Annotated in this window: 21 protein-coding genes; 2 read left to right on the plus strand and 19 right to left on the minus strand. The window is 37.7% G+C overall.

Annotated features, from left to right (window positions below; all coding sequences use genetic code 11):
• Positions 1-266: 266 nt before the first annotated feature.
• From era to rpsU, 12 genes are all read right to left on the minus strand, one after another.
• The gene (gene era / locus ACIPKN_RS12490; protein ID WP_400936422.1) at positions 267-1,184 is read right to left on the minus strand and encodes a GTPase Era; all 918 of its coding nucleotides are present in this window, start codon (positions 1,182-1,184) and stop codon (positions 267-269) included.
• The gene (locus ACIPKN_RS12495; RefSeq protein ID WP_142509859.1) at positions 1,171-1,584 is read right to left on the minus strand and encodes a cytidine deaminase; all 414 of its coding nucleotides are present in this window, start codon (positions 1,582-1,584) and stop codon (positions 1,171-1,173) included. The genes era and ACIPKN_RS12495 overlap by 14 nt, the downstream gene beginning before the upstream one ends.
• A gap of 106 nt (positions 1,585-1,690) precedes the next feature.
• The gene (locus tag ACIPKN_RS12500) at positions 1,691-2,041 is read right to left on the minus strand and encodes a diacylglycerol kinase family protein (protein ID WP_400936424.1); all 351 of its coding nucleotides are present in this window, start codon (positions 2,039-2,041) and stop codon (positions 1,691-1,693) included.
• Positions 2,042-2,515 carry an rRNA maturation RNase YbeY gene (ybeY, locus tag ACIPKN_RS12505; RefSeq protein WP_142509861.1) on the minus strand — a complete coding sequence of 158 codons (474 nt, stop codon included), beginning with the start codon at positions 2,513-2,515 and terminating at the stop codon, positions 2,042-2,044. It lies immediately after the preceding gene.
• An 8-nt stretch (positions 2,516-2,523) separates the two neighbouring features.
• The gene (locus ACIPKN_RS12510; RefSeq protein WP_400936426.1) at positions 2,524-4,647 is read right to left on the minus strand and encodes an HD family phosphohydrolase; all 2,124 of its coding nucleotides are present in this window, start codon (positions 4,645-4,647) and stop codon (positions 2,524-2,526) included.
• A gap of 254 nt (positions 4,648-4,901) precedes the next feature.
• Positions 4,902-5,858: a PhoH family protein gene (locus ACIPKN_RS12515; protein WP_142509863.1), complete on the minus strand. Its 957-nt coding sequence runs from the start codon at positions 5,856-5,858 to the stop codon at positions 4,902-4,904.
• A gap of 2 nt (positions 5,859-5,860) precedes the next feature.
• Positions 5,861-6,979, minus strand: coding sequence for a sporulation protein YqfD (locus tag ACIPKN_RS12520; protein ID WP_142509864.1), 1,119 nt, complete (start codon positions 6,977-6,979; stop codon positions 5,861-5,863).
• On the minus strand, positions 6,969-7,229 hold the full coding sequence (locus ACIPKN_RS12525; RefSeq protein WP_049663771.1) for a hypothetical protein: 261 nt from the start codon (positions 7,227-7,229) through the stop codon (positions 6,969-6,971). The genes ACIPKN_RS12520 and ACIPKN_RS12525 overlap by 11 nt, the downstream gene beginning before the upstream one ends.
• 54 nt (positions 7,230-7,283) lie before the next feature.
• The gene (locus ACIPKN_RS12530; RefSeq protein WP_400936429.1) at positions 7,284-7,766 is read right to left on the minus strand and encodes a hypothetical protein; all 483 of its coding nucleotides are present in this window, start codon (positions 7,764-7,766) and stop codon (positions 7,284-7,286) included.
• Positions 7,767-7,791: 25 nt separating this feature from the next.
• Positions 7,792-8,796 carry a flotillin-like protein FloA gene (gene floA, locus ACIPKN_RS12535; RefSeq protein ID WP_142509866.1) on the minus strand — a complete coding sequence of 335 codons (1,005 nt, stop codon included), beginning with the start codon at positions 8,794-8,796 and terminating at the stop codon, positions 7,792-7,794.
• A 3-nt stretch (positions 8,797-8,799) separates the two neighbouring features.
• Positions 8,800-10,128: an NfeD family protein gene (locus ACIPKN_RS12540; RefSeq protein WP_400936431.1), complete on the minus strand. Its 1,329-nt coding sequence runs from the start codon at positions 10,126-10,128 to the stop codon at positions 8,800-8,802.
• 311 nt (positions 10,129-10,439) lie between these two features.
• Positions 10,440-10,613, minus strand: a complete 174-nt coding sequence (rpsU, locus tag ACIPKN_RS12545; RefSeq protein ID WP_004227078.1) for a 30S ribosomal protein S21 — start codon at positions 10,611-10,613, stop codon at positions 10,440-10,442.
• A gap of 485 nt (positions 10,614-11,098) precedes the next feature.
• Here rpsU and ACIPKN_RS12550 point away from each other — a divergent pair, with 485 nt between their 5' ends.
• Both ACIPKN_RS12550 and ACIPKN_RS12555 read left to right on the plus strand, forming a co-directional pair.
• Positions 11,099-12,436, plus strand: coding sequence for a TrkH family potassium uptake protein (locus tag ACIPKN_RS12550; RefSeq protein WP_400936433.1), 1,338 nt, complete (start codon positions 11,099-11,101; stop codon positions 12,434-12,436).
• 25 nt (positions 12,437-12,461) lie between these two features.
• Complete coding sequence (locus tag ACIPKN_RS12555) at positions 12,462-13,118, plus strand: potassium channel family protein (RefSeq protein ID WP_400936435.1); 657 nt, start codon at positions 12,462-12,464, stop codon at positions 13,116-13,118.
• 313 nt (positions 13,119-13,431) lie between these two features.
• On the opposite strand, the gene ACIPKN_RS12560 is transcribed toward ACIPKN_RS12555, so the two are convergent.
• The 7 genes from ACIPKN_RS12560 to ACIPKN_RS12590 all read right to left on the minus strand — a co-directional run bounded on the left by ACIPKN_RS12560 (position 13,432) and on the right by ACIPKN_RS12590 (position 19,402).
• On the minus strand, positions 13,432-14,001 hold the full coding sequence (locus ACIPKN_RS12560) for a manganese catalase family protein (RefSeq protein ID WP_053484665.1): 570 nt from the start codon (positions 13,999-14,001) through the stop codon (positions 13,432-13,434).
• A 119-nt stretch (positions 14,002-14,120) separates the two neighbouring features.
• Positions 14,121-14,384 carry a spore coat protein CotJB gene (locus ACIPKN_RS12565; protein ID WP_134018446.1) on the minus strand — a complete coding sequence of 88 codons (264 nt, stop codon included), beginning with the start codon at positions 14,382-14,384 and terminating at the stop codon, positions 14,121-14,123.
• Positions 14,377-14,604, minus strand: a complete 228-nt coding sequence (locus ACIPKN_RS12570) for a spore coat associated protein CotJA (protein ID WP_142509871.1) — start codon at positions 14,602-14,604, stop codon at positions 14,377-14,379. Before ACIPKN_RS12570 ends, ACIPKN_RS12565 begins: the two co-directional genes overlap by 8 nt.
• Positions 14,605-14,795: 191 nt before the next feature.
• Positions 14,796-15,281 (minus strand): DedA family protein, encoded by a 486-nt coding sequence (locus tag ACIPKN_RS12575; protein ID WP_400936437.1) that lies wholly within the window; start codon positions 15,279-15,281, stop codon positions 14,796-14,798.
• Between the two features lie 672 nt (positions 15,282-15,953).
• A complete protein-coding gene (gene deoC / locus ACIPKN_RS12580) occupies positions 15,954-16,625 on the minus strand; it encodes a deoxyribose-phosphate aldolase (protein WP_400936439.1) in 672 nt (223 codons plus the stop codon).
• A 187-nt stretch (positions 16,626-16,812) separates the two neighbouring features.
• Complete coding sequence (mtaB, locus tag ACIPKN_RS12585; RefSeq protein ID WP_400936441.1) at positions 16,813-18,162, minus strand: tRNA (N(6)-L-threonylcarbamoyladenosine(37)-C(2))-methylthiotransferase MtaB; 1,350 nt, start codon at positions 18,160-18,162, stop codon at positions 16,813-16,815.
• A 454-nt stretch (positions 18,163-18,616) separates the two neighbouring features.
• Positions 18,617-19,402 (minus strand): CsxC family protein, encoded by a 786-nt coding sequence (locus tag ACIPKN_RS12590; RefSeq protein WP_400936443.1) that lies wholly within the window; start codon positions 19,400-19,402, stop codon positions 18,617-18,619.
• Positions 19,403-19,425: the final 23 nt, after the last annotated feature.

A 19,425-nucleotide genomic window follows, 5' to 3' on the forward strand; every position in this document is an offset into this window, starting at 1 on the left:
CACGATGTTGGTCACTCAGTCATGTGTTGCACAGTCGTTTCGCTTTCGCGCAGATAAATTGCCACAAGATGTGGCGTCCTTAACCAGAGTTCCTCTATTTCAGCGGTGTCCAAATACCTGTAGCTGACGCTTTGCTTTCGCTACAAAAAACTTGCTGAAAGAAGTGAAAATAGAGCTCTCCAATAATTATTGGACAGCTCCATTTAAAACTACAGCGACAAACAGGAATGTTGGTAAGTTGCTTTGGAACTTAACAGCTTTTCCTATTAATATTCATCATCACGGAAACCGAAGTCACGTAAATGTGTTGATTTATTTCGCCAATCCTTTTGTACCTTTACCCAAAGCTCTAAATATACTTTTGAACCAAGAAGCATTTCAATATCTTTTCTTGCACGTATACCTACTTCTTTTAATAGCGCTCCACGTTTACCAATGACAATCCCTTTTTGAGAATCCCTTTCCACGATAATTGTTGCTGCTACACGAATTTTATCTTCATTTTCTTCATCACGGCGAATTTTATCAATAACAACAGCAATGGAGTGGGGTATTTCTTCACGCGTTAAATGTAACACTTTTTCACGAATTAACTCTGAAATAATAAAACGCTCAGGATGATCTGTTACTTGATCTGCTGGGTAATATTGTGGGCCTTCTGGTAAATACTTCGCTAATGTTGCTAATAAATTTTCAACATTATTCCCTTGTAATGCAGAAATCGGAACTATTTCAGCAAAGTCATAACGCTCTTTGTAACTTTCAATAATCCCTATTAATTCATCAGGATGAATTTGATCGATTTTATTAATTACTAGGAAGACAGGCGTTGGATTACCCGCCAACATTTCAAGGATAAATTCGTCACCCTTCCCAAGTTTCTGCTCTGCATTTACCATGAACATAATAACATCCACTTCACGCAAAGTATTTTTAGAAACCTTTAACATAAAATCCCCTAGCTTATGTTTTGGCTTGTGGATTCCTGGTGTATCTATAAAAATCATTTGGCTATCATTTGTTGTTAGTACACCTTGTACTTTATTTCGTGTTGTTTGTGGTTTATCACTCATAATCGCAATTTTTTGACCTATAACACGGTTTAAAAATGTTGATTTCCCTACATTTGGTCGACCGATTATGGAGATAAAACCCGACTTATAGCCATTGTTATTTTCCAGCATTCTCTAAATCCTCCGTTGTGAATGCAAACGGTAGTAATTCGCCTACAGACGTTACCGTGACATCACCTTTTAAGTTTGTTAAATATACAGGCATAGATGGTTTGCAAAATTCCATCATCACTTGACGACAAGCCCCGCATGGCGCACATGGCCCATCTGTATCAGCTACAATAGCGATCGCCTCAAAATCATAAATACCTTCTGAAACAGCTTTGAAAAAGGCTGTACGTTCAGCACAATTGGTCATACTATAGCCAGCATTTTCAATATTGCAACCATGAATAACCTCTCCATTTTTCGTTAAAATCGCCGCGCCAACTTTAAATTTTGAATAAGGTACATAAGCCTTTTCACGCGCTTTTTTTGATTCTTCTAGTAATGCATGCATATCAATTGTCATTATGTTCACCTCTACAAATCAATTTCGCCTTGGCGTAATTGAATAAATCATATTTCTTCAGCACAACTGTTACTACTTCATGACCGATTAATAATTTTTTGTAATATCAAAACCATTTCGGTATAAATATGAGTAATCCGATTATAGCACTGAATATCGCAAATACAAGTACTGCGCCTGCTGCAAGATCTTTAGCCTGCTTAGCAAGCGGATGGATGTTAGGTGAAGCTAAATCCACTACTCGTTCAATTGCAGTATTAATCATTTCAAGTACTAACATTAGTGCTATTAATAGCAACACTATATACCATTCTATATGTGATAAATCCGTAAAATAGCCAGCAATCAAAACTATTCCTGCACTTAGCAAGTGGGACTTGAAATTTTGCTCGGTACAGGCTGTAATGATACCTTTATAGGCATACCCAAAAGAGCGTACGAATTTGCGGACATTCATTTATTCTCGTCCTAAGCCGAAAGATTGTAAAATCTCATCCTGTTTACCGAACATTACTTTTTCATCTTCTGGCACCATATGATCATAGCCAAGTAGATGTAAGAAACCGTGAACCGCTAAAAAGCCTAATTCTCGCTCAAAAGTATGCCCATATTCTTCTGCTTGTTCTTTTGTACGATCTGTTGAAATAATAATATCTCCTAACACACGGGGCATCCCTTCAAATGTTACTTCTATTTCTCCCTCACCTAACTCCTCCAAGGCAAAAGAAATAACATCTGTCGGTTGATCCTTGTCACGATATTCTCGGTTGATTTCTTGAATCGCATCATTTGTAACAAACGTTACTGACACTTCTGTTTCCGGCTCAATATTCTCTATTTTCGCAGCATGCTGCAAAAGCTTTTCAACAAGCTCCATATGCTCAGCAGCCACTTCATTTGTTTCATCTGTAAAATCAATTGTTAAAATCATAGATCCTCCTACTTATCTGCCTTTGGATATTCAATTCGTGAGTGGAAAATTCCATTCAACGTTTCACAAAGTACTCGCTCTATACATTTTAACTCTTTTATTGAAATATCGCATTCATCAAATTGATTGTCTTGTACTCGATCATCAATAATTGCGCGTACCAACTTTTGAATTTTCTCTGCATTCGGTTCCTTCATCGATCGAACTGCTGCCTCAACGCTATCTGCAACGCTAATCACTGCCGCTTCCTTCGTTTGTGGCTTCGGACCTGGATATCTGTACTTTGTATCATCAGCTAAACATTTTCCTTCTTCCTTCGCTTTAAAGTAGAAGAACTTTAACAGACTAGATCCGTGATGCTGCAAGGCAATATCGATAATTTCCTGTGGCATCTTATAACGTTTTAGCATTTGAGCTCCGTCAGTTGTATGTGCGATTATAATTTCCGCGCTTTTTTCTGGGGGCAATGAATCATGTGGGTTAATACCAGACATTTGATTCTCGATGAAAAAGGCAGGACGCTTCGTTTTGCCAATATCATGATAATAGCATCCTACACGAGCCAGTAATCCATCTGCTCCAATTTCCTCACATGCTGCCTCCGCTAAGTTCGCCACCATTACACTATGATGATATGTTCCTGGAGCCTCCATTAGTAATTTTTTCAGCAACGGATGGTTTGGGTTCGATAATTCAATTAAACGCAACGACGACAATAAACTAAATGCTGATTCAAAGAATGGTAAAAGACCCATTGTAAGAGCACCTGATAATAGAGCTGATATCAATGCCGCTATAAAGTAATACAATAACTCTGACAAACCGTAAGTAGATTGTGTCATTAGTAAATAAAATGCGATAAACGACATATTTACTAGCCCTATAACACCTACAGCATGTAGAATATGCGAACGCTTTTCCATACTACCCAAAAAGAATAAGCTCGCAAAGCCTCCAAAAATGATATACAGTGTAATTTCCATCTGCATAACAGATGAATAGCCCTCTTGAAAAATAACACCCGCAGACGCCGCTGTCATAACCGTAATAAGTACTGCAGCACGATCATTCACTAATAGCCGTACAAGCATTGTTGCCAAAGCTGTTGGGAAAAGGAAGGCAACCGTAACATCGAAGCCACCAGAAACTAGGCTTATAAATTTCATCAGCAAGATGGATAAACCATAAACAATTACTGTCACCAACAAGGCATTACGTTTCTTGTGCTCATCTGTATCCCAACGTTCAAATAAAACAAACATGAACGTCATTTCCAAAAGTATTAATATAATCAGCCCTGCAATCGGTTTCAACGATGCCTTATTACTCACCATACCTAGAAGTTCTAATTGACGAAATGCCTCATTATCAATAATTTGACCTTCCTGTACGATGATTTGCCCTTGAAGAATTCGAGTTGGTTCAACCGATTCCTTCGCTTGATCCTTTCGAATTTTCGTTTGTTCTTCGTTTACCGTCTCGTTTTCGATAATACTCGTCCGTCCAATTAAAACTACCGTATTAAATATTTTATCTGGATAGCCACGTTGTCCACGAATTTTTGTCTCAAAATCATTTTGACCCGCAAATACATTTTCTGATCGAATAGATTTTTGCAAATATTCCTGCACAGATTTTGAAAGTTGCGTACTTGTTCTTTTTAAATCTGCTTCACTTTGTACTAACAATCCTTCTAGCTGTGAATCAGTAAAGATAATTGGCATTTGCTCTGAATCTATGGATTCAAACTTTTTGCGGAGCTTTGTCACTTGGTCGTCAATCGGAATAGGTTCTTTGCTACTCTCAACATCCGCCTTTACGTCGAGAACATAGTCAAATAAAGACGTTACAATCGCAGCTCGCTGCTTAGCAACATCCGCAGAAAATTGATAGACTGGCGCAACCGCATTCGCTGCTTTTTCTCGTTCCTGTTGTGTTTTATAAGTATCTTCTATCGTTTTAGTAGATCGTACTGTTTCAGGCGCTAGTTGTAATGGTTTAAAATCATATGTAACACCTTTAACATTGCCATACATAAAAGCAAATTGTAGGGCTCCTGTTAAGATGAGAACGACAATTAAAAAGTAGCGGAAGCCAATAAGTTCTGTAAATTTTTTTAATTGTTTCTCCATCCGGCACCTCCTCTATCTATCTACTATCATACCAATTCAAAAAACATTTTTCCCGAAAAATGTATAAGAAAGCAAAAAAACAGCTATACAATTTGTATAGCTGTCACAAATTTTTCCATTTTCCAAGTATTTTCATGTTTGTTAAATTTTATATCAGTCGCTTTCGGTGCAGACTTTCTAAAACTCAGTTGCACCTGTCGTTCCGTTTCACTTCACTTTCGGTGCAGACTTTAATAGGATCGCTAGCGGTCCTATTAAAGTTGCTGTTCTTCGTAGGCTTTGATGATTTTTGCTACGATTGGGTGGCGTACAACATCGCCTTGTTCTAAAATTTGGAAATGTATGGATTTTACATACTTTAGCGTACGTTCTGCTACGATTAACCCAGATTCCGTGTTTTTCGGGAGGTCAATTTGTGTTTTGTCGCCGGTAATGACCATTTTTGAGCCAAAGCCTAGTCGCGTTAAAAACATCTTCATTTGCTGATGTGTTGTATTTTGAGCTTCATCTAAAATAACAAAGGCATCGTCTAAAGTACGGCCGCGCATATATGCTAAAGGTGCAATTTCAATTGTACCTCGTTCAATAAGTCTTTGCGTTTGTTCTGTCCCGTAAATATCGTTTAAAGCGTCATAAAGAGGTCGTAAATAAGGATCTACCTTTTCCTTCAAATCCCCCGGAAGAAAGCCTAGAGACTCTCCTGCTTCTACTGCAGGGCGTGTTAAAATAATACGCTTAACGTGCCCATTTTTTAGCGCCTGCGTTGCCATGACTACCGCTAAATACGTTTTCCCAGTACCAGCAGGACCGATACCAAAAACAACGTCTTTATGACGGATTGCTTGTATGTATTCACGTTGACCGATTGTTTTTGCACGAATAGGCTTTCCTTTCGTCGTGCGTGCAATTTCTTCATCATAAAGTTCTGCAAAATATTCAATCGTTCCTTTTTGTGTCATTTCAATAGCAGTTGCAACATCACGCTGATCAATATTAATTCCTTTACGAATGACCTTTAGAAGAGCATGTAAAAGGAATGTCGCTTGTTCCTTTGCATCCTCTTCACCAGCAAGCTGAATTTGTTCACCACGTGTAATAATGTGGACTTGTAGTGCCTCTTCGATTAACTTCATATTTGCATCGGAAATTCCGAGTAGCATAACCGCTTCGTTTGGATTATCCACTTGTAATACAGTTAAATGTTCTGACATAATCATTCTCCTTGTGGGCCTTGTATTGGACTGGCAATGTTTTCATTGACTAAAAATAGAACTTTCCCTTCAACTGTACCATTCCCCCACTTTACCTGTAAAAGGTTTTCTTTTTTTATAACCGTTTTCGCAGGTAATGAACGTATTACCTTTTCATGAAGTAATGGTAAGAGCAGTGAATCTATTTTGGATTCATCAAGCTCCACTTGCACTTTTTTAGTGTACTGCTCTTCAACAATTGACACATACTGATCGAGCCAGCTTGGTATATCTTTCTTTTGCACATAGTCAACTTTTTCTTTTTCTTGATGAATGCCTTTCACTAATACACGCCACTGCTTCTGTTGTAGCGTTTCCATCGTTAGCTTTGTCGGAATTTTAAAAGAACATTCGAGCCAATAATCAGCGTAGACCTCTCCCTTTGCCCCAACAAAAACTTGATCTTCGCCACTTTCAATTACGCCACTTACAAGAACATCACCTTCGTAAGCAGTATCGTTAACTGCAATTTTCCGTTCACCATTTTGAATATTAAAATTAGTAATAACACCACTTTTTGTTGCCACTAAATGCGTCGCTAGTTTCTCATTCGTTTGTTTAGTTTGTTTCGGGGATTCCTGAGGCCGTAAAGTTACACGTCCACCATGCTTTTCAATATGCACCCACGAAAGATCTCGATGCCCTTCTAATAGCTTCTGACGAATGACAGCATCTGAGGGTAAGTCTTTTTTAGAAATGGGTGTTTCTAGTTGAAATGTATCTTGAAAGGTCTTTCCTAGACGTTCCTCTAACTCAGGCGTTGCCGCTTTAATATCAATACGCCAAATAACCTGTGCACATAGCAATGGTATTAACATCATCAACGTTAGACCAAGTAAAGTCCAAAGCTGCGCTCGAAAAACTTGAAGCTCATCTGCATAATAGATAGCCACTTTAAGTCGGTATCGACTACGAACACGGCGTATCTTTGGTAGATAATGCATCGTTGTTTCAAAAGTAACCTCTTGCTCACGAAAGACAATCCGCTTTAATGGCACATGTTGTGCATGCAATGCTTGAATAAAAGGATGAACATTTTCATGGCGCTTTATACGTATGATAATCGGCCGATTATTCCACATTATCGCTCACACCCATATCCTTTGTCATTTTCAGATGAAGCTCCTGCAAATCCTCTACAGAAAGATGAAGCATTTCTTCTTTAAGAGCATTAATTTCCACTGATTTCCCACGCACAGTAATATGATAGTCTGCATAAATAAAAGAGCATGATGAAGCATCAGCATGTAGAAAACGATATGGGCCAATGATTTTTAATGTATCATATTGTAATAATTCAAGTAGTGGCGTTAATTGAAATAGTTTTCTCATAAAAAATGCCTCCTTCTTCGGCAATATATGCATCGAAAAAGGAGGACATGCTAGTTATTTTCTTTTTGCTTTTGGAGGACCTAAAACTTCTGCCATTACAACAGCCTGCATTAATGATTTTTTTGATTTTGGTAACGGAAAAGCAGATTGCGATTCAGCTACTCCCACTGCTTTTTTCCCAGCTGCTAAACGACCGATACTTTCTCGCTTCGAAGTACGACTCACTTTGTCAGTCGGGATTAACGGTGGAGCCGCATAGCTTGGAACGTCCTTTTTCACTGTTTCTTCGACAATTTTTTTCGGCTCTTCCACTTTAGGCTGTTCATTTTTCCATTCACCTAAAAATCCACGTGCAAAATCCTCAAAGCTCTGTGATTTAGAAGCAGGTCGTTGCTCTGGTGTCATCTCTGCTTTAACAGGTGGATCAACATGTGAATCCTTATTAAAAGGAGGCATTGGTGTTTGTTCTTTCTTTTTTGCTTTACCGAAAATAGAGCTGACTATGGCAATGATCACAAATATAATTAATTGTTCCACTTATTAGTACTGCTCCTTTCCGTTTTTATTCGTTAGGTTCATTTTTTTCTGATTTATCTGAGCTTACTTTAGAAATGGAGTCTCTCATAGCTGTATCTGCTTGAATGTTGCGGTAGTTCATATAATCCATAATACCAAGATTACCCGAACGTAAAGCTTCGGCCATTGCCTGCGGTACTTCAGCTTCTGCTTCTACTACTTTTGCCTTCATTTCTTGTACGCGTGCAATCATTTCTTGCTCGTTCGCTACAGCCATTGCACGACGTTCTTCAGCTTTCGCTTGGGCGATGTTTTTATCAGCCTGAGCTTGTTCAATTTGTAATTCAGCACCAATATTTTTGCCGATATCAACGTCTGCAATATCGATCGATAAGATTTCAAATGCTGTTCCAGAATCTAAGCCTTTTGCTAATACAGTTTGAGAAATCATATCAGGATTTTCAAGAACTGTCGTATGACTAGAGGCGCTACCAATTGTAGAAACAATCCCCTCACCTACACGGGCAATAACCGTTTCTTCACCAGCACCACCGACTAAACGTTCAATGTTTGCGCGCACTGTAATACGTGCCTTCGCTTTTACTTCGATCCCGTTCATCGCAACACCCGCAATAAATGGTGTTTCAATGACTTTCGGGTTAACAGACATTTGTACAGCTTCTAATACATCACGCCCCGCTAAATCAATTGCCGCACAACGTTCAAATGTTAACTCGATATTTGCACGATGGGCTGCGATTAACGCATTGACAACTCGGTCAACATTACCACCTGCTAGATAGTGGCTTTCTAATTGATTAATCGTCACAGGTAAACCTGCTTTATGTGCTTTAATTAATGGGTTTACAATTCGTGATGGAATTACACGACGTAATCGCATACCGATTAATGTGAAAATACTAACGCGGACACCTGCAGCAAGTGCGGAAATCCACAGCGCCACTGGTACAAAGGTAAAGAATACCGCGAGAACAATGAATAATAAGACTAGCCCCGCAATTGGACCTATTAAAGCAAAATCAATACCCATTTGTTATTCCTCCATCTCTTTTTCTGTTTGTCTCACAACAATACGTGAGCCCTCTACTTTAATAACTTCTACATGTTTCTCAACATCAACATAGCCACCTTCCGATACTACGTCAATGCGTTCACTTCCAAATAACATTGTACCCGCCGGACGAAGTGGTGTAATCACTTTACCCACTTTTCCAAGCAGCTCTGTGCGATTCACGTTAGAGACATAGCCCTCTTCCGTTGTTGTCGCATCCATCAAGACTAGCTTGTTTAAAACATGCAATTTTTTACCAAAAAATTTCATCAGGATCACCATTCCTATTATCGCTACAACAAGCGCAATGAAAATCGCTATAATCATTTGCATCATGTTTGCACCTGCCAGTATTAGACTTAGTAATATTAGCGCACCACCTAAAATACCAACAATACCTCCGGGGACAAAAAACTCGGCTATAATAAGCGCTAAGCCTACAATAAACAAAAGTAATGTCTCATAACCTGCCAAACCCGCCACCATATGACCGAAGAAAAATAATCCAAGTGCTGACAATCCCATTATACCTGGAACACCAAAACCTGGCGAATAAAGCTCAACTACAAGTCCCAAGCTTGCAATCGACAATAAAATCGGAACTATAATCGGATTCGTAATAAAACGAGCAAGTTTTTCAGCAAACGTAGGTTCTACTGGAACGATATCACTCCCATTTAATTGCGCTTCTTTTAAAAGTTCCTGGAAATTCGAAACAGTTCCATTTGAATATCCAACTTCTTTTGCCTCAGAAGCCGATAAAGTTAATAAATTCCCTTCTCCCGCTCGAAATTTTGGTAAATCAACAGATACATCAGCCATTGCTCGTGCATATTTTGATTCGCGACCTTTCGATTCTGCAGCTGCCTCCATTTGAGCAACCCATGCACTATGAGCCTTTAAGTCTGCTGCGTTCCCTGCTGAATCAATTACTGCAGCCGCCCCGATCGTTCCATTTGGCACCATATAGATTTCATCCGCATGTAAGGCTAAAAAAGCACCTGCAGAATGCGCGTCTTTGTTAATATACGCAATCTTACGTATATCCGTTGCATCCATTAGCATAGCAATATCACCTGCTGCATTCACGAAACCGCCAGGCGTATGAATATCTAAAATAATCGCCTCTGCATAGTTTTCTTCCGCCTCTTTAAAAGCTCGTTCTAAAAATGCGTGAAGTCCTCGTTCTACTTCATTATGAATAGGTATGTGGTAGACCTTACTACTTGCAAAAGCCGACGTTAATGGAAACGCTAACAAAAATGTCATCCAAGTAACTATTAAATAACTGAGGATTCTTCGTCTCCGCATCTTTTTCCCTCCCTTCTAACATGCTTCTCTTCTGTATATACGACTGACTAACCGAAAAGTTTCAAAAATCCTAATAATTTTATTATACCGTGAATTATTAATTTACGTTTATACAATCAGAATATAACATAAAAGCCGAATGAATCTCAGGGATCACATTCGGCTTCTTCAATATGTACGTAAATTTGAGTGCTTAAAGTAAAATACCTGAAATTAACCGACATGCGATTAATTTCAGGTATATCTTTTTCTGCTCAGTGAATCATACAATTGCGTGTTATGAACGTAGGGATTTTTAATGGGAAATTAAATTACCACTTACGTTTACGTGCAGCTTCTGATTTCTTTTTACGTTTTACGCTAGGTTTTTCGTAGAACTCGCGCTTTCTAACTTCTTGAATTGTACCACTTTTTGATACAGTACGTTTGAAGCGGCGAAGAGCATCTTCAAGCGATTCGTTTTTGCGAACGACAGTTTTTGACATCTCTCTTTCCCTCCCTCCGAACACACGTCAATACACAAATAGGCAAATAACCATTTGCTGTGTACTAAAGAATTATAACGTATTGTCTAAAAATGGTCAATAGAAAGTGTACGAATTAATCCGATGAATTTTTGGTTTTATTACCTTAAGAATTTTCAGCTTGCTTTTGGACACCATAAACATACAAAGTGATCAATTATATCTCGTCATAATTGCGTCCGGAATTAGCTTTGAGCTTAGACCTGCAGATGTGCGCGAAAGCGTAACGGCAAATGTTTTGTGTAGCGAAAGCAAAGCGACAGCTGCAAATGTTTTTTGTAGCGAAAGCAAAGCGACAGCTACAGATGTTTTTGCGTGAAAGCAATGTGCTAACCCAGCGGTAGCAACTTGTAGATAAATTGCCACAGGGCGTGGCGTTCTATTTCAGCGGATGTTTGGACACCTGCTGAAAGAAGTTAAATGAAAGGTTTAATGAGGAGATAAACATGAAAACATTTAAAAATAAATTAAATCCTCCAAAAATACTTGTGCTAGGCTTCGCCGTCATCATTTCAATCGGAACATTTTTGTTAATGCTCCCCGTTGCAACGGTCGATAGTAAAGGTCTTTCATTTTTAGATGCTTTATTTACTGCGACCTCTGCTACCTGTGTAACAGGACTCGTTGTTGTAGATACCGGTGATACATTTTCGATATTTGGGGAATTAGTTATTCTGTTTCTTATCCAAATTGGCGGATTGGGCTTTATGACGTTCGCGACGTTATTATTTTTGCTATTGGGGAAAAAAATTTCTTTAAAAGAAAGGCTTTTGTTAAAGGAAGCATTTAATAATATTTCAATTGCTGGTCTAGTTAAATTAGTTAAAAGGATACTGTTATTTACCGCATTGATTGAATTTATAGGTGGTATCATTTTATCTATTCGTTTTTCGTTCGATATGCCAGTAGGTAAGGCCATTTATTTCGGATTTTTCCATGCCATATCGAATTTTAATAATGCAGGATTTGATTTAATGGGTGGGTTTAAGAGCTTAACAGAGTACGTAGACGATCCATTCGTAGTAATAACTATTTGTGCACTTATTACGATTGGAGGCTTAGGGTTTATTGTTATAAATGAACTATATGAATACCGTGAAACGAAACGACTTTCAGTGCACACAAAAATTGTATTAACGACAACGCTTATTTTAACAGTCGGCTCGACACTTTTAATTTTCTTATTTGAATACGGAAATAGTAAAACTCTTGGGCAACTATCTGGATGGGGCAAAATTCTTGGTTCATTATACCAAGCGGTTACACCAAGAACAGCTGGCTCTAATACCCTTCCTATTAGTGATTTAACACATTCAACATTATTTTTAATCATTTGGCTAATGTTCATCGGAGGCGGTTCTGGATCAACGGCTGGTGGTATTAAAATAACGACTTTTGCTGTTTTAGTTGCTACGATGTGGTCTCAATTAAAAGGGCAAGAAGATGTTGTGCTTTTTAGACGTAGGATCGTTCATGAAACAATTTTAAAAGCTTTAACAGTCACAATGTGTGGGATGATGATTGTCGTACTTGTTACCATTGTCTTAAGTATCATTGAACAACGTCATAGTTTTATGATGTATTTATTTGAGGCTACTTCAGCATTTGGAACAGCTGGACTTTCAATGGGGCTAACGCCCGAGCTATCAATTGGTGGCCGTCTTCTTATCATATTAACGATGTTTATCGGAAGATTAGGCCCTTTAACAATTGCTTTTGCCATTACAAATCGACGGAAAAAAGAGGCTTTCCGTCATCCAAAAGGAAATATTATGATTGGATAACGATGATAAAGGAGCGATGTGTACAATGTCTATCAAACAATATGCTGTAATAGGTCTTGGTAGGTTTGGAGTTAGCGTAGCACGCAAGTTGTATGAAGCTGGGCACGAAGTTTTAGGAATCGATATTAACGAGGAAAGAGTTGAAGATGCCGAACAATATGTTACACATGCACTAGTTGCCGATACGACAGAAGAAAAAGCTCTTAACTCCATTGGGATAAGAAATTTCGATTGTGTCATTGTTGCTATAGGTATTGATATGCAATCAAGTATTTTAACTGTTTCCTTATTAAAGGAGCTAGGTATCAAAAAAATAATTGCAAAGGCTCTTGGAAAAAGACATGGACAAGTTTTAGATAAGGTAGGTGCTGAATGGGTTATTTACCCTGAGAGAGATATGGGGGAACGTGTAGCCAATCAGCTACTTTCACCGAATATGCTAAATTACATTGAATTGTCAAAAGAATACAGTATAGAGGAAATTATGATTCCTTCTAAAATGGCTGGCCATAATTTACGGAATTTAGACATTCGAGCTAAATATAATGTCAGTGTTATCGCCATAGTTCGAGACGGTAATATTACCATTTTACCCTCTCCAGATGAAATTATTAAGGAAAAAGATATATTAGTTATGATTGGGCATAGAAAGGATCTCACTGTATTTTCAAATATTGAATAGAAAAAAGCATAAATTAAAAGAGGCTGCGTCAAAAGGTGATTTCCCCCTGAAACAGCCTGCTATATTTTATCAATTATGCTTTTGCATAATTGCCGCTGTCGCTTTGCTTTCGCGCAGTAAACATTTGCCGCTGTCACCTAGATAAACAATGCGTCTAGAGTGGACATTGTGCTTAGCCTTGCACGATTTTTTTCCACAGGACGTGGCATTCTTATACTGAGTTCTCCTATGTCAGCAGCGGTTTGAACTTCCGCTGAAAACACTTGTACCTATCGATTTGCTGTCGTTTACAGAAAATAATGGATGGAGGCAATTAAAAGACTTTCTTGCTATCCCTATCGTCTTTTAAAATCTCTACCGCCTCTCTGAAACGTAGAGAATGGACGATTTCTCGTTCGCGTAAAAATTTCAAGCTATCATTCAAGTCTGTGTCATCTGATAAATCAATAATCCACTGATATGTCGCACGTGCCTTTTCTTCAGCTGCAATATCCTCGTACAAATCAGCAATCGGATCCCCTTTAGCCTGAATATAAGTTGCCGTAAACGGTGATCCAGCTGCATTCTGATAAAATAATGCTCTGTCATGATTGGCATAATGTTCTCCAAGACCTGCCTCTTTCAGCATCTCTGGAGTGGCATCCTTCGTAAGTTTATAAACCATCGTGGCAATCATTTCTAAGTGAGAAAATTCCTCTGTAGCTATATCTGTCAATAAACCAACCACTTTATCAGGAATAGTATAGCGCTGATTCATATATCGAAGTGCCGCTGCTAATTCTCCATCCGCACCACCATACTGCTCAATTAAATACTTAGCTAGCATTGGGTTACATGTACTCACCCTTACTGGATACTGGAGCTTCTTTTCGTAATACCACAAAAAAATTCCTCCTAGTTACTCATAATCAATTATACCTAGGCATAAATTGCATTCGGAACGTAACCAAAACATTTGTAGCTGCCGCTTCGCTTTCGCTACCAAAACATTTGCTGATAAAGTTAAACTTGCCATGGCCAAGGTGTATCTACCCAATTAAAAGGATAATTTGAATAACTTCTCCCAAAATTCATAAGCGGACCAAATTTTTGCTCAAATTCAACCTTAAGTCGCATGCTTATTTCAGTGTTTTCATTAAATTGCTGGATAGCATCATAATCGTGAGGATGAGTATCTAAATAAAGATTTAATTCCACTATTACAAAATCAATTGCTTGTATTTCTTCAAGTAGCTTATAAAATTCTGGTGGCATCTCTTTACTCATTCTTCATCCCTCCTTTTTGGGGATTTGGATAGGGGCTAAATAATTGAGGCCATAATGTGCCGGATCTAAGGGCTTCTTGAGGGGTTTGATATTGTGGTAGCCCAGGCGGTTGAAAACTCATATACAATTGGGGTGGTGTAGCAAAACTTTTAACCCTTATAGGTGGACATGGATCGAATGGGCTAATAAAAGGCTTCCAATATTTATATTGAGTGAACATTGTATCCTCCCTTCTGTAATCAATTACATCAGTGGAGTATATGAGGTAGATGAATTTTTTATTCAAAGTAGAGTTTTGATCTGGAGGAAGTCACATCACAAAACAAAATTGGTAATCACTCGCGTACAAAGGACACAAAAGTAGCTCGCATTTCGAAAAACGCGAGCTGTTTTTTGTACCTATTATGCATTTTATATAGTTATACCAAGAAAATATCCTATAGAAATAAAAATAATGACCCATGTCAAAGCTCCAAAACAAGCGAAAGCAAGATAAGTCCTAAAGTTCATCTGAGTTATTCCAGACATGTAACTTGTAACATGTCTAATACCTGGAACATAATATCCGATAATTATTGTCCATGGTCCAAAACGATGAAACCATCGTTCAACTTTAATGAACCGTTTATTATTGAGACCAATCCATTTCCCATATTTTAATAGTATAGGTTTCCCTAATTTATTACCAATTAAATAGCTAATGATCATACCAGTAGATGAGCCTAGAAAACTTAAAAGTATACTCAATAGATAGTTTAAATGCCCCTCTTGACACATAAATCCCACAAACGTCATCAAGATTTCATCTGGGACAGGTAAGCCAATTATCCCTAAAGATAAAAGTAAAAATATAGCAATATATCCATATTGACTTATAAAACTGCTTATGAATTCCACAGATAGTTTCTCCTTTTTTAATACAATTCGTTACTTTTATCAAATATCTATATTACCCCATTTTTGCTTATTAAAAAACCGGGATGATTAATTAATTATACCTTGGCGTAATAGCAGATGTTTGTACACCCGCTGAAAAGTAACTTAATTCCACATTATCTCATCACCTATAGAAGTGGGAGACTTTTGCAGCTGATGCTTCGCTTTCGCTACCAAAAAATTTGTTGAAAGAAGTTAAAAATTTGAGAGGCAACTCAGACGAAAATATAGTAGTTAACGAATGATTGACCCGTTCATTTTACGATACTTTATGTTACTAAGTTATGTAAGAAGTCGGTTTGTACCTATACAATGTTCTTATAAAGAAAAAATTTATCAGTCCAATTACAATATTTTTTTATCTATAAAAACTTTATTGTAAAACCTAAAATTTATCATATTCCTCCCTATACATTTTTGCAATTACTCTCAATAATACATCATCTACTATAAGTTAAAAAGAGGGGGATATGGATGAAATAATGACAATAGATCGATTGATTAAATATTTGTTATAAATTGTTGAAGGATTTTAATCGTGGGGGTTAATGGGGTTTTTAAATTCTAAATGTATAGGGGGCTAGTCCATAACGAACAGCCCCATAACTTACCAATAAGTATTTTTCATTACTATTAATAATTAGAATCTGCAATTAATCCGTTCATAATAGCAACACCAGAGCTTGCTCCGATACGAGTTGCTCCAGCCTCAATCATCTTTTTCATATCCTCTAAGCTTCTGACACCGCCAGAGGCTTTTACACCTAAATCTGGGCCTACTGTTTTACGCATTAATGCAATATCTTCTGCTGTTGCGCCTCCAGTAGAAAAACCAGTTGATGTTTTCACATAATCAGCACCTGCTGCCACAGCTAACTCACATGCTATTACTTTTTCTTCGTCAGTTAAAAGGCAAGATTCAATAATTACTTTAACAAGTGCATTGCCTTTCGCCGCTTCAACAACTGCAGCAATATCCGCTTGCACAAGATCATAGTTTTTATCCTTTAACGCACCGATATTGATAACCATGTCTACCTCTTTAGCACCGTTAGCAATCGCATCTTTCGCCTCGAATGCTTTAACAGCTGACGTGTTAGCACCTAAAGGGAAGCCAATTACAGTGCAAACTAAGACCTCTGAGCCTTGTAAAAGCTCGCTGCTATAATTTACCCAAGTTGGATTTACACAAACAGAAGCAAAGTTAAATTGTTTTGCCTCCGCACATAATTTTTCGATTTGCTCTTTTGTTGCTTCAGCCTTTAATAATGTGTGATCAATCATACGCGCAAAATTTTGTTCCATTTTTATAAACTCTCCTCTACCAACAAGTTGTACGTACCTCTTTGGCATCATAACATTTTTTAACGTTTCCGTCTAATTTCTTTTATAGTAAGGGATTTCTATAAGATAAATACGCCATCTCTTTAATCAAAAAAGTAAAACACCGTCCAAAGTTCGAACGGTGTTTCTCTTCATAGTTACACTATTTTTATTTTACAGTTTCTAAAACACGAACAAATTGTCCTTTAGAATGTGGATATCCAGCTTGAATAATTTTCACCTTTACAAGCTGACCGATTAGGCTTTCAGGACCTTCAAAGACTACTTTTAAGTAATTATCTGTGTAGCCCGTTAAAAGCCCTTCTTCATTACTTCCATCATGCACGAATTCTTCAGGAATTACTTCTAGTACTCGATCTTCAAAGCGAGAAGCATATTCCTTTGCTAATTGGTCATTTAATGCGATTAATCGGTGAACACGTTCGTTTTTAATATCCTCGTCAATTTGATCCTCCATACGCGCTGCTGGTGTACCTGTACGTGGAGAAAACGGGAATACGTGTAATTCAGAAAACTTATGATCACGTATAAAGTTATATGTTTCCATGAACTCTTCCTCAGTTTCTCCTGGGAAACCTACGATTACGTCAGAAGTGACAGCTAAGTCTGGTAAAGCTTCATGTAGTTTAGTTAAGCGTTCACCGAAAAACTCCATTGTATACTTACGACGCATACGTTTTAAAACTGTATTAGAGCCAGATTGGATTGGAATGTGTAAGTGATTAACTACGATTTTTGATTCGCGTAAAACTTCAATCACTTCATCTGTTAATTGACTTGCCTCAATCGAAGAAATTCGAAGACGTTTTAAGCCTTTCACATTTGCCTCTAAATCACGTAATAGCTGAGCTAAATTGTAATCTTTTAAGTCTTGTCCATAGCCACCTGTATGAATACCAGTTAGAACAATTTCAAGATACCCTGCATCCACTAATTGTTGAGCTTGGTTCAATACTTCTTGAGGATCTCGAGAACGCATTAACCCACGTGCCCATGGAATAATACAAAACGTACAGAAGTTATTACAGCCTTCTTGGATTTTTAAAGATGCACGTGTACGGTCTGTAAATGCTGGCACATCTAATTCCTCATAAACACGATTTTTCATAATGTTGCGTACAGCATTAATTGGTTGGCGTTCAGTAAGATATTGGTCTATGTAGCCAATTAATTTTGTACGATCCTGTGTACCTACAACTATGTCAACACCAGGAATCGCCATAATTTCAGCTGGAGATGTTTGAGCGTAACATCCTGTTACACAAATGACAGCGTCTGGGTTTTGACGAATAGCACGACGGATAACTTGACGTGATTTTTTATCCCCTGTATTTGTGACTGTACATGTATTAATGACATAAACGTCTGCTTGACGATCAAACTCCGTACGTTCATAGCCTTCTTCTTTAAATAGCTGCCAAATCGCTTCTGTTTCATAATGATTCACTTTACAACCTAGAGTATGGAAACTCACGATTTTCGGTCGCTCGTTACTCATAATATATATCATCCTTTCAAGAGTACACTACAATAAATAAAATTATTAACGTGTCTTATAATAGCACAAATAAATATAATGAGCCTAGCTTTTTGGCTAAGCTTATTTTTTTGAATAAAAAAACAGGCACTATAGTATTGAGTACCTGCTTGTTCATAGGCTGTTCCACTAAAACCAAAATCCTTCTTGCCCCATTTTATTTTAAGGCCCTGCTATTCCCCACATCATTTAACAACCCTCTAGCTCCTCAATACACCCATGTAAGAAATCAATTCCTTTGGTTATATAATTATAAAAAGGCAGTTGAAAATTAGATGCAACCTAACATTCAACTGCCTACTCAAATATTGGATTTTTATTAGTGCCCATTAAATATTACAATGTTGTTTTTCCAGATACATTTTTTAAAGAGAACTACCTTTATTTGTTCTGCTCCTCTAAAAACTAGAGATTATCATAGACTAGTAGGAGGAGTAAGTCCGAAAAGATCAGGAGTTATTACATTAGTACCAGCTCCAAGGCGGACTTGTTGAACTTGCAGAACTTTTACAGTAAGCTCTAGCACAATTTTTTCACGCAATGTGCTGAAAGTACATTCTGGTGCTGCCATAATTGGTGAGAAATCAAGTTCAAAGAAGTTTGCAGCTACTAACTCGCCAAATGGTTGTTCATTATATTTCACCAGGTTTTGGAAGAAAGCCTTATCCAATCGAGCATCCATTTGCGTTTTTTCATTAAGGAAGTTCGCTTCGGCAAACTCGGAAATTCCTAAGATCGGAGTAGGGCCTCCAGGTGTTTGTGGGAAAGTAAGGTCTGTAAAACCAGAAAACTGAACATCGGCAATTCTATCACGAAGTGCCCCATTACATGCAGATGAAGCATATTCTATATTTTTGCGAATATGTCCTGCTACAAATAATTTAGCTCTTGTTACCGCAAAAAAGTCAGTGTTGTCAATACGCGCAAAGCTAACCGGTACTAATTTAACTTGATTTAAGAATACATTTTTTTTCACTCTTTTGATTTCAGTTGCTGCAGGAGTGAGCGAAATATCCGACTCCACAACGATTTGAACTGTTGGTTCAGCAAGTACAACTGGAACTTTAATAGTTGGAGCCGTAACCGGTGTAGCGATTACTGGAGTAATAGCACTAGTTAATGGTATTTGTTCAGTTGATGCCACTGGACAAGGTTCGGCTTTACTAACGTGATTAACTTGATTATCTAATTGATCACTCAAAATGTTCCCTCTTTTCATTTTTT

It is taken from the genome of Lysinibacillus sp. NPDC086135, assembly GCF_044746345.1.
Classification (GTDB): domain Bacteria; phylum Bacillota; class Bacilli; order Bacillales_A; family Planococcaceae; genus Lysinibacillus.

Excerpts from the sequence above, each read along its gene's own strand:
- era (WP_400936422.1), bottom strand. The coding sequence starts at position 1,184 with ATGCTGGAAAATAACAATGGCTATAAGTCGGGTTTTATCTCCATAATC.
- ACIPKN_RS12495 (WP_142509859.1), bottom strand. The coding sequence starts at position 1,584 with ATGACAATTGATATGCATGCATTACTAGAAGAATCAAAAAAAGCGCGT.
- ACIPKN_RS12500 (WP_400936424.1), bottom strand. The coding sequence starts at position 2,041 with ATGAATGTCCGCAAATTCGTACGCTCTTTTGGGTATGCCTATAAAGGT.
- ybeY (WP_142509861.1), bottom strand. The coding sequence starts at position 2,515 with ATGATTTTAACAATTGATTTTACAGATGAAACAAATGAAGTGGCTGCT.
- ACIPKN_RS12510 (WP_400936426.1), bottom strand. The coding sequence starts at position 4,647 with ATGGAGAAACAATTAAAAAAATTTACAGAACTTATTGGCTTCCGCTAC.
- ACIPKN_RS12515 (WP_142509863.1), bottom strand. The coding sequence starts at position 5,858 with ATGTCAGAACATTTAACTGTATTACAAGTGGATAATCCAAACGAAGCG.
- ACIPKN_RS12520 (WP_142509864.1), bottom strand. The coding sequence starts at position 6,979 with ATGTGGAATAATCGGCCGATTATCATACGTATAAAGCGCCATGAAAAT.
- ACIPKN_RS12525 (WP_049663771.1), bottom strand. The coding sequence starts at position 7,229 with ATGAGAAAACTATTTCAATTAACGCCACTACTTGAATTATTACAATAT.
- floA (WP_142509866.1), bottom strand. The coding sequence starts at position 8,796 with ATGGGTATTGATTTTGCTTTAATAGGTCCAATTGCGGGGCTAGTCTTA.
- ACIPKN_RS12540 (WP_400936431.1), bottom strand. The coding sequence starts at position 10,128 with ATGCGGAGACGAAGAATCCTCAGTTATTTAATAGTTACTTGGATGACA.
- rpsU (WP_004227078.1), bottom strand. The coding sequence starts at position 10,613 with ATGTCAAAAACTGTCGTTCGCAAAAACGAATCGCTTGAAGATGCTCTT.
- ACIPKN_RS12550 (WP_400936433.1), top strand. The coding sequence starts at position 11,099 with ATGAAAACATTTAAAAATAAATTAAATCCTCCAAAAATACTTGTGCTA.
- ACIPKN_RS12555 (WP_400936435.1), top strand. The coding sequence starts at position 12,462 with ATGTCTATCAAACAATATGCTGTAATAGGTCTTGGTAGGTTTGGAGTT.
- ACIPKN_RS12565 (WP_134018446.1), bottom strand. The coding sequence starts at position 14,384 with ATGAGTAAAGAGATGCCACCAGAATTTTATAAGCTACTTGAAGAAATA.
- ACIPKN_RS12570 (WP_142509871.1), bottom strand. The coding sequence starts at position 14,604 with ATGTTCACTCAATATAAATATTGGAAGCCTTTTATTAGCCCATTCGAT.
- deoC (WP_400936439.1), bottom strand. The coding sequence starts at position 16,625 with ATGGAACAAAATTTTGCGCGTATGATTGATCACACATTATTAAAGGCT.
- mtaB (WP_400936441.1), bottom strand. The coding sequence starts at position 18,162 with ATGAGTAACGAGCGACCGAAAATCGTGAGTTTCCATACTCTAGGTTGT.